The sequence below is a fragment of the Shimia sediminis genome, assembly GCF_003990645.1.
GTDB classification, from domain to species: domain Bacteria; phylum Pseudomonadota; class Alphaproteobacteria; order Rhodobacterales; family Rhodobacteraceae; genus Shimia; species Shimia sediminis.
The window spans coordinates 104761-114776 of sequence record NZ_RYZK01000012.1 but is presented as its reverse complement, the minus strand read 5'-3'; the positions used below and the strand labels follow the sequence as shown (position 1 = coordinate 114776).

At 56.7% G+C, this 10016-nt stretch carries 6 protein-coding genes and 1 pseudogene; 4 read left to right on the top strand and 3 right to left on the bottom strand.

The features are described 5' to 3' along the window. On the top strand, positions 1 to 3393 hold a 3393-nt coding region (locus EK369_RS21860; RefSeq protein ID WP_164727049.1), incomplete at its 5' end, for an Ig-like domain-containing protein. Between the two features lie 82 nt (positions 3394 to 3475). Here the strand turns inward: EK369_RS21860 and EK369_RS19120 are convergent. After that, positions 3476 to 4156 (bottom strand): annotated as a pseudogene (locus EK369_RS19120) (IS6 family transposase). Positions 4157 to 4448: 292 nt separating this feature from the next. Between EK369_RS19120 and EK369_RS19115 the strand changes: the two are divergent. From EK369_RS19115 to EK369_RS19105, 3 genes are all read left to right on the top strand, one after another. Beyond that, the gene (locus tag EK369_RS19115) at positions 4449 to 5342 is read left to right on the top strand and encodes a tripartite tricarboxylate transporter substrate binding protein (RefSeq protein ID WP_164727048.1); all 894 of its coding nucleotides are present in this window, start codon (positions 4449 to 4451) and stop codon (positions 5340 to 5342) included. Between the two features lie 66 nt (positions 5343 to 5408). After that, complete coding sequence (locus EK369_RS19110) at positions 5409 to 5885, top strand: tripartite tricarboxylate transporter TctB family protein (protein WP_206198121.1); 477 nt, start codon at positions 5409 to 5411, stop codon at positions 5883 to 5885. Between the two features lie 4 nt (positions 5886 to 5889). Beyond that, complete coding sequence (locus EK369_RS19105) at positions 5890 to 7407, top strand: tripartite tricarboxylate transporter permease (RefSeq protein ID WP_127115870.1); 1518 nt, start codon at positions 5890 to 5892, stop codon at positions 7405 to 7407. Positions 7408 to 7437: 30 nt separating this feature from the next. Here EK369_RS19105 and EK369_RS19100 read toward each other — a convergent pair whose 3' ends face one another. Together EK369_RS19100 and EK369_RS19095 are read right to left on the bottom strand one after the other, a co-directional pair. After that, on the bottom strand, positions 7438 to 8517 hold the full coding sequence (locus EK369_RS19100; protein WP_164727047.1) for an AbrB family transcriptional regulator: 1080 nt from the start codon (positions 8515 to 8517) through the stop codon (positions 7438 to 7440). A gap of 87 nt (positions 8518 to 8604) precedes the next feature. Continuing rightward, the gene (locus EK369_RS19095) at positions 8605 to 9993 is read right to left on the bottom strand and encodes an FAD-binding oxidoreductase (RefSeq protein WP_235871486.1); all 1389 of its coding nucleotides are present in this window, start codon (positions 9991 to 9993) and stop codon (positions 8605 to 8607) included. Between the last annotated feature and the right edge of the window lie 23 nt (positions 9994 to 10016).

Genomic DNA, 10016 nt, shown 5'->3' with positions numbered 1-10016 from the left:
GACAACGCGGCCCCCAGTTTCGTCACCGCCGTTCGGCAAAACCCGACCGCGGAAGACACCAGTGCCGATACGCTGACATTCCGTGTGACGTTCAGCGAGGCAGTGGCAAGCGTGAGTGTTGGCGATTTTGCGATCAGCGGCACAACGGCCGTAGCGACCAGTAGCTCGGTCATCAATTCGTCAACCTATGACATTGGCGTCTCAGGCGGGGATCTGGCGGGGTTCAATGGTACGGTTGGCATTTCTCTGTCTGGTTCGTCTGACATTTCTGATGCCGCGGGTAATCTCGTCAGCAACGCCACCGCCAGCACGACGAACCAGACCTATGCAATCGACAATGCTGCGCCGACGGTCGGGATCACGGGTGTTCCCGCATCTCCCAATGGCCCTTTCACGGCAACATTCACGTTTAGCGAGGCCGTCACAGGCTTTGTACAGAGCGACATCGCCCTGACCAATGCCACGGCTTCGGCCTTTAATCCGGTCTCGACAACACAATACACTGCCTTGATTACCCCGACGACCGACGGTGCCATCAGCGTTGGCGTCAATGCAGGAGTTGCTGACGACGCGGCTGGCAACGGAAACACCGCGGCGACGACCCAGAACGGCACGGCTGACCTGACCGCGCCGACGCTGCAGTCCTTTTCTCGCCAAACTCCTGGTTCGGTAAACACCAACGCAGACGTGCTGGTATTCCGCGCAACCTTTAACGAGACGGTACAGAATGTCGGCGTTGCAGATTTTGCCGCCTCAGGCACAACGGGCACCGTTTCTGCGGTGTCAGCGGTCAGTGGCTCGGTCTATGACGTAACCGTTTCTGGAGGGGATCTGGCCTCGCTTTCCGGGACGGTGGGGCTGAACCTGGCCCCTGGGCAGGATATTCAGGATGCAGCAGGCAATGCGCTGCCAAATTCGGAACCGGCAACAGATCACACATATTCCGTGGACAACGCGGCCCCCAGTTTCGTCACCGCCGTTCGGCAAAACCCGACCGCGGAAGACACCAGTGCCGATACGCTGACATTCCGTGTGACGTTCAGCGAGGCAGTGGCAAGCTTGGGACTAGGCGACTTTGCGATCAGTGGCACAACGGCCGTAGCGACCAGTGGCACTCTCATCAATTCGTCAACCTATGACATTGTCGTCACAGGCGGGGATCTGGCGGGGTTCAATGGTACAGTTGGCATTTCTCTGTCTGGAACGCATAGTGCTGCTGATGCCGCGGGCAATCTCGTCAGCAACACCACCGCCAGCACAACGAATGAAACCTATTCTTTGGACAACATTGCGCCGGGCGTTACCGCGGTTTTGCGACAATCACCAACGACTCTTCTGACCAATTCGGATACGCTCACCTGGCGGGTGGTCTTTGATGAAGACGTGCAAGGCGTCGACGCCACCGATTTTGTTGTGGGTGCCACCACGGCCACGTTGGCTGTGACTCCGATAAGTGCTTCGTCCTATGATGTGACCGCTTCGGGCGGGGACTTGGCCGGTTTGAACGGTACAGTGGTGCTGAGTTTTGCCGGTGGACACACAATTGAGGATCTGGCCAGTAACGCGCTGACCAATACAGCGCCCTCCGGTGCGAATGAAAACAGCTTTGAGTTGGATAACGATCTGCCTACGGTGGCAATCACCGATGTGCCAGCTCTGACCAATGTGGCCTTTACCGCGACGTTTACTTTCAGCGAAACGGTTAGCGGTTTTGCAAGCGGCGACATCGCGTTGACCAATGCCACCGCGTCTGCGTTCAGCTCGGTTTCAGCCTCGGTTTATACGGCGCTGATTACACCTTCCAGCGATGGTGTCTTTTCTGTGGGCGTCGCTGCGAACGCGGCAGCAGACCCGTCCGGCAATGGCAACGTGGCTGCGACAACCCAGAACGGCACAGCCGATTTTAGTGGCGCAGACGTAACCCTGACCGGGACGCCAGCGTTCCCCGGAACGCCATATCCCATCACGATAACCTTTACTGAGCCAGTCACAGGACTCGAGCTGAGCGATTTCACAACAACGAATGTGAGCTTGGCCAACCTGGCAGGGGGGCCAACTGTCTATACGGTCGATGCAACGGCAACAGATTTTGCCCATTCGGTGCAATTGGCTGCCGGTACGGTCATCGATGACGCGACCAACCCCAACACTATATCCAATCTGTTCGAGAACACGCCCGATGGTACCGCACCGACGCTGGCCATCACCGGTGTTCCTGGCGTCTTCGACCCAGGCGATGTTTTCGGCGTGACCTTCACTTTCTCGGAAGAGGTTATTGGGTTTGCACAGGGCGATATCGGCGTGACGAACGCAAGCCTCAGCGGGTTTGCGGGGGGGCCGACTGTATTCACGGCCACCGTGACGCCCGATGGCACCGGAAATGTCACGGTCAGCGTCGCCGATGGAGCTGCAAATGACGTCAGCGGTGACCCAACTGCTGCGGCCAGTGTCACCGCTTCGATTGACAGTGCGCGCGTCGCCACCGAGCACATTACCAAGTTTTTTGAAATGCGGAACCAAGCGTTGATCCAAAATCAGCCCGATGTGCTTGGCTTTCTGACCGGCGATCCGCGCCCCAGAATAAACTCAAGCGTGTCGCGGGGAACGGCCAATATTGATCTTCACTCAGGTGGGATGTTGCCATTCTGGATTGCGGCAACAGGGTCCATTTCCGAAAATGATGATTATGAGCTGAGTTATGGGCTGTTGTCGGTCGGGGCACATACCAAGCTTGGGGAAGATCTTATTGCAGGTGTCATGTTCCAATATGATGTGGCCTCGCAGTCGTCCGACGGGGGCGTGGACATCGATGGCGAGGGCTGGCTGATTGGCCCCTACATCGCAACACGCATCGGCGATCAACCCCTGTTCTTTGACGCGCGGGCTCTCTTTGGAGAAACGTCAAACGACATTACGCCGCTTGGCACTTTTACAGACAGCTTTTCCAGTGACCGTTATCTGATCATGGCAAACCTGACCGGAGAGTATGAGGTCGACAAAACAACGAGGCTGATCCCGTCGCTGAGCCTGACCCATGCACATGACGACCTCCAGCCCTATGTGGACGGCCTTGGCAATCCGGTTGCCGCACTCAGTGTTTCGACAACCGATTTTTCGCTTGGGCTTGGCATTGAAAAGGATGTCATGGTCGATGTTGGCGAGTTGACTCTGACAGGCGGGATTTCAGCTACATGGTCCGAATTGAACGGCTCCGGCGGCGCGACAGCGTTTCTTCAGGAAACCAGTGGCGGGCGGGCACGTATTGATGCCGGGCTCCGCTACGGCCTCAGCGATAGCCTGGTGTTTGATATCGAAGCCTTCCTCGACGGTATCGGCAGCTTTAACGACACATATGTCTACGGCCTGGAATTGGCGCTCAGGTTCGACTTCTGAACGCTCAACGGTTCTGATGGTATCCATCGGTTTTGTCGCAAATTTTTCGGAAAGTTGAGAGTATTCTGTCTGCTGAACACAGTTATCCTGCGAGCGCCGCAAACTGTGCGAAACCAGACCCTTCCAGCCTAAATTGTTTCTTACGGATCATCTGAGCAACCTCGATGCCTTGGAGTGTGGCTGAAGCCGAACTGAAAGATTTGAACCCCAGCATTGGACGCGTTCGCCGCTTGATGAACCTGTGATCTTGTTCAATCACATTATTGAGATACTTAGATCTCACAGTAGTGATCGTTGTGGGGTAACCAAAGCGCTTGAGGATCTTATTCACCCCTTTGATCCCGGCACCATTGGAGCCGCTCTTGTCGATCACAATCCTCAAGGGAATTCCGCTGCTGGCCAGAGCTTTGGCGAAGAACAGCGTTGCCGCCGCAGTATCTCGCTTCTCAGATAGCATAAAATCAAGGGTTTTTCCGTCCCTGTCTACTGCACGGTATAGATACGTCCATTGACCCCGAACCTTGATGTAAGTTTCGTCCATCCTCCAAGAAATAGCGCCAGCTCTTTTGCGTTTGTGCGCCTCGATGGCAACCAGTGGCGAGAATTTCACCACCCATCAGCTGAGTGTTGCGTGATCAACTACGACACCGCGTTCAGCCAAGATCTCTTCCAAGTCTCGCAATGAAACTGAATACCGGAGATAGAAGTATATCGCGTGAAGAATGACAGATTTCGGGAAGTGACATCCTTTGAACGATATCATGACAAGTACCTGCGTTGTTGATTTGCCGATACAACATGCCGATCTGCGCCGCTCATGGCAATCAGGCCAGAAAGTTTGCGACTGACCCATCAAAGTGCGATCAGGCAATACCTAATTGTAAGCTATTCGGCGGATCGTCATATCATTCTGTTATTGCGGCAATCGCGCGAAGGAATTTGCGCGACGTGCCTCCTTGGGCGAGCTTATGGTCAACCCACAAAGGAGAAAACCCATGAACGCGTTTCGAAAGTTCGCTCTAACCTTAAGAAATTCTGCGATTATTTGCAGCGCAATGGCCAGTTTCGCCGTCGCCGACACCTACCCGGACAAACCGGTTGAGATGGTCATTGGTTTCAAACCCGGTGGTTTTTCTGATGCTATGGCCCGCAAGCTGTCCGAGCCTTTGACTGAAATCCTGGGGCAGCCGATTGTGCATACCTATAAAGGCGGCGCAGGCGGCAGCATTGCGGCAACTGCGGTCAAGGACGTTCCGGCGGATGGCTACACCGTCGTGGTGGCGACTAGTCTGACTTTCGGGTTTAACCCGCTCCAGGGCAAGGTGAACTATACCAAGGACGACTTTGACTACCTGTTGACGATGGCGCGCTTTGACACAGCCTTTGTTTCGTTGGCAAACAAGCCCTGGACCGACTTCAACTCGATGATCGAACATGCGAAAGCCACCGGCATGCCTCTGAAGTTCGGCTCGCTCGGGCCGGCGGATCGCTTGCAGATGGAAGCGGTTATGAAGGCCACGGGCGTCGTTATCATTCCGCTGCCGGTCAAGGGTGGCGCGAACATGATGCAGCAGATCCTTGGCGGCCACGTGGATTTCGGCCTGAGTGGCGGCCCACACGTTCAGTACGTTAAATCCGGCGAGATGATTGCGCTTGCTGCGTCTGGTTCGGAACCGCTGAACGCCACGCCGGATGCGCCGACAATGTCGAGCCTTGGCTATCCCGCGGTCAGCTACAATTCGGTCATTGCGGCACCCAAGGGCCTGCCGGATGATGTGAAAGCCAAACTAGAGGGAGCTCTTTTGGAGGCGGCAAAATCCGAAGGATTCCAGGAACTGGTTACGGGCCGCTATGTTGGCATCCCGCCAATGAATGGCTCGCAAACGGCGCAGTCCATCGAGGAAATCACCAAAGCGATGCAGGCTGTGATTTCGGCATCTGGCAACTGACCAAAATCGCTAAGGTCGACTGGCAGGCCAGTACTAACGGATAACACAATGCAAAATCGACGTATCATGTCATTGTTGCTGATAGCCCTGAGCCTAGTCGGGCTCTGGGTCAGCAAATCAGAGCTTCGCAGCGGAGGAACACCCTTTGCATCAGGTGAAGCGATGCTACCGGAATTGGCTCTCTGTCTGATACTGGGCTTGTCCATTTTGAACCTTGTCCGCGGCCTCATGGCGCGCGCGGACAAGGCTAAGACCATGGATGTCGGTGCCGAAATTGATGTGGCTATTGCCGCCCCTCAGATTGCCGCGATCCTCTTTGTTTGCGGCCTGATGGTCGCCTACAGCCTGGCATTTACCGTGATCGGCTATATCCCTGCATCCATTGTCCTGCTCGCCGTGCTCATGGCCTCGGCAGGCGGGCGCAACAAAATGGCGATCTCGCTGGTCTCGGTACTGGTGGCGATCGTGCTCTATCTTGGTCTGCGCTATGGCCTCGGCGTGCACGCGAAGGCTTTTCCCGAATTTCTGGCTCTGAAAGGCTGACCCAATGGACGCACTTTTTGCAGGCATTCTGAGCGCGCTGTCCATTGGTCCCGTGATCGCGATCCTGATCGGCGTTTCGATCGGGATCTTCATGGGGGCCATTCCGGGGCTGACAGCGGCGATGGCGATCGCGTTGTTGTCTCCGGTGACCTTTGGGATGGACCCTTTGACCGCAATCGCCTTTCTGGTCGGAATCTACAAAGGTGGGACCTTTGGGGGATCAATTTCGGCCATCCTTCTGAATATACCGGGTTCGCCCGAGGCCACGGCCACGGCTTTTGACGGCTATCCTTTGGCACAAAAGGGACAGGTCAAGCGCGCGCTGCAGATGGCGCTGTTTGCCTCGGTCGGCGGGGCGGTGTTTGCAGATTTCCTGCTCTATGTTGTGGCGGCGCCCTTCTCGAAAGTCGCGCTCAAATTCGGCCCTGCCGAGTTGACGTTTGTTGTGCTTTTCGCCTTTACCTTCGTCGCCGGTTTGACCGGGCGCTCGATGAGCCGGGGTCTGACCGCCTGTGCCATTGGCGTCTTGTGCGCCATGGTCGGGTTGGACCCGATGACGGCAAGCCCCCGCCTGAATTTCGGCTTCATCGAGTTGCAGGATGGCTTGCCTCTCTTGCCGATCGCGATCGGAATGCTGGGTGTGACCGAGGTTATCATCGCCGTCGAGCGCAGTCTTGAACGTCGCCGGAGCAACCCGAACGCCGCCGCGGCAACGGTCGGCCATTCGAGTGGCCCCGGGATCGGGCTGGCAGAGTTCTTTAGCTATTGGAAAACCATCCTGCGGTCGAGCTTGATCGGCTCGGCGGTCGGGGCCCTGCCCGGAATTGGCGGCTCAATGGCGGCCTTTGTCGGATATGGCGCGGCCAAGAGGTTTTCCAAGAAACCGGAAGAGTTTGGCTCGGGTTCGGTGGATGGAGTTGCAGGCCCCGAGGCTGCCAACAGCGCGGTGGTCGGGGGCAGTTTTGTGCCGCTGCTGACGCTGGGCATTCCAGGCAATGTGACAACCGCGCTCCTGATCGGCACGTTTTTGGTGCATGGCATCGAACCCGGTCCGCATGTCTTTAAAACGCAGCCGGTATTGATCTACGGGATTTTCACGATCCTGTTCGTCGCGAACTTCTTCAATCTGATCGTAGGATTGTTGGGTAGCGGCATCTACAGCCACATCGTCAAGGCGCCGGAATACATCAGTTATTCCGTGATCGGGTTGACCTGCCTGACAGGAGTCTACGCCGCGTCCAACAGCATCTTCAATCTCTACGTGATGATCATCTTTGCCATAATCGGCTACTTCATGAAGAAATTCGACTACTCCTTTGTCGCCTTTCTGATTGGCTTTGTGTTGGCGCCCGAGTTCGAGTTGTCGTTCCGTTCGTTTATCCTGGTTGCGCAGGGCGATCCGCTTGGCCTGCTGTTGCAACGTCCCATCGCGCTTTTGTTCTGTATCATGACGATCGTCGCGGTTCTTCGTATCAGCTGGACCGAATACAAGACTGCCCAACATGCGCGCCGCTCGGCCTGAGCGCACAGCAGACAATTGCAAAGCCTCTGGTCACAACGCCGGGGGCTTTTTGTTTGGGGGTCGGAGCGGGCGGCGTCGAGCCACATAGCGCCACAAGAACGGGACAATCAATGAGACCTCAAGAATGCGCGCCAGATGAAACATCATCACAAAGGGGACATCTGCATTTTGATCCGTCGCGACCAGGCTCATTTCCATGAGCCCGGCTGGCGCCAGGGCCAGAACTATATCCAGAAAACTCTTCGGAACATACGGGCCAAGCGCGTTCGCGGCGGCAAACGTCGCTGAAATGACAAGAACCGCCAATATCATGGCCAGGACAAGCAAACGTGCGGCGCTGACCCATGTCGCTCCGACGAAACCGCAACCGATGGCAACGCCAAGTGTTACCTGACTAAGTTGGAGCCACAGTTTTGACGGCTCAAAGGTGTCTAACATACCCAGGTGCCCAGCGATGACAGTCAGACAAAAGGGGCCAAGAAAGACCTTTGCCGGCAACCGCATGAAGTGCCCCGCCACCCAGCCCAGGGCTGCTAGCAGCGTCAGCTCTGCAAGGCCTGAAAAATGTACATCAGACAGGCTAATCTGTTGACGCACGTAATCGTCGCCACCCACGATCCAAATCAGGGCAAACGGGATCGTCAGCACAATCAAAAAGATGCGCGCCGACTGCATGAAGGCCACGGTTTGCAAATCGCCGCCCGCCTCGTCGGCGAGCAATGCAAATTCGGTCACGCCACCGGGGGCACCGCCAAAAAACGCAGTCACGCGGTCAAGCTGGCCAAGTTTGCGCAGCACCAAAAAACCGATGGCACAAATAGCGATGTTGAACAGGAACTGCGCCGATAGCCCGGTGATCCAACTGGGGTCGGGCGTGAGCATTTCCAGCGTCACGCTAGCGCCAAGAAAAACTCCGACGATTGCCCCCACAACCTTGAAAGCGCTGCGCGGAAACCAGAGAGGTGCGCCGCTGAGGGCTGTGAAACCGGTCACGGTCATGGCACCCAACATGAAGGCCAAGGGCAAGGCGTAAAGGTTGAAAATCAGAGCGCCACCCGCACCAAGAACAGTGGCAAACAACAAGCCCAATGCCTTCTGTCTCCAATTCATCACGGTCTCCATCGCCTTTGCGGCGCCACCCGAGACCGCCACGCCAGGTTTGATCAGGATTCTGGCAAGGCCGCGTGGGATGTAGCCCTACTCGGGAAAGAGCGCGCCTGGGTTCAGAATGTTCTTGGGGTCGATCGCCGTCTTTATCTGGCGCAGCAGGGTCAGTTTGGTTGGATCCCCATAGCGCTGCAAATCATCAATGCGAGCGCGCCCGATGCCGTGTTCGGCGCTGATCGCCCCGCCACAGTCGTGGGTGATGTCATTGATCAAGCGGTACACCGATTGAATGATTGCGCTGCTCTCGGTTCGAAAATCTTCGCGACTCACACTTTGGGGGGGAAAGACATTCACATGAATGTTGCCGTCGCCGATATGGCCATAGCAGTTGACGCGTAAGCCTTCGTGCAAATCACTGATACCGGCCTGACAACGCGCGATAAAGCTTGCGATTTTCCCGAGCGGCACAGATGTGTCCGAGCTGACGACGACGCCTTCCATCTTGTTGTATTCATAGGCGCGTTCCCGCAGGCTCCATAAGTCGTTGGCCTGTGTTTCGCTTTCGGCGATGACGGCGTCCAGCAAACCACCGGCCTCAAACGCCCGGCCCAACACCTCTTCCAATGCATCGCGGGTTCCCTTGGAGCCTTCGACCTGAACCAACCCATACCATTCGTGAGGTTCTGCAAAAGGCGCGCGCGAATCGGGAAAATGTTTCAGAGCCAGTGAAAGCCCCAAGTGCGACATCAATTCCAGACCGGTGACGACTTCGCCCAGGGCGTCGCGGATCTGATGCAGCAACTCCAGTGCAGATTTGGGCGATGACAAGGCCCCCATGACCGTGATGCTCTCGGCGGGTTTGGGCGACATTTTCAGGCAAGCAGCGGTGATGACGCCTAGTGTGCCCTCGGATCCGATCAACAGATGACGCAGGTCATAGCCGGTGTTGTTTTTGCGCAAGGGATGCAGCGCGTTCAAGACGGCGCCGTCCGGCATCACCGCCTCAACGCCCAAGCACATGTCACGCGCGTTCCCATAGCGCAGAACCTGAATGCCCCCGGCGTTGCTGGCAAGGTTGCCGCCAATTGTGCAACTGCCCTCTGATGCGAGCGACAGCCCAAACCGGCGGCCAGCGGCATCCGCAGCCGCCTGCACGTCCGCCAGAACCACGCCCGCCTCGGCTGTGATAGTGTCATCGTCGAGGTTACTGCTGCGGATCTTGTTCATGCGTTCGAGCGACAAGACAACCACGGGGCGTTGCGAAACATTGATATGTCCGGACGCGCCGCCCGTGCCCGCGCCAAAGGGCACGACGCCAATTCCATGGGTATTGCAGTGGGCGAGAATCTCGGAAACCTCCTTGGTCGACGCCGGGCGCAAAATCAACTCGGCAACCCCTTTGAAGACACCGCGCAGGTCGTCAAAGTATCGACCCCCATCCGCGGGCGCGAACCAGCCTTTGGGGCCTACTATGGCCATGAGGTCTACAAGAGATTGGTTTG

Excerpts from the sequence above, each read along its gene's own strand:
- EK369_RS19115 (WP_164727048.1), top strand. The coding sequence starts at position 4,449 with ATGGCCAGTTTCGCCGTCGCCGACACCTACCCGGACAAACCGGTTGAG.
- EK369_RS19110 (WP_206198121.1), top strand. The coding sequence starts at position 5,409 with ATGTCATTGTTGCTGATAGCCCTGAGCCTAGTCGGGCTCTGGGTCAGC.
- EK369_RS19105 (WP_127115870.1), top strand. The coding sequence starts at position 5,890 with ATGGACGCACTTTTTGCAGGCATTCTGAGCGCGCTGTCCATTGGTCCC.
- EK369_RS19100 (WP_164727047.1), bottom strand. The coding sequence starts at position 8,517 with ATGAATTGGAGACAGAAGGCATTGGGCTTGTTGTTTGCCACTGTTCTT.
- EK369_RS19095 (WP_235871486.1), bottom strand. The coding sequence starts at position 9,993 with ATGGCCATAGTAGGCCCCAAAGGCTGGTTCGCGCCCGCGGATGGGGGT.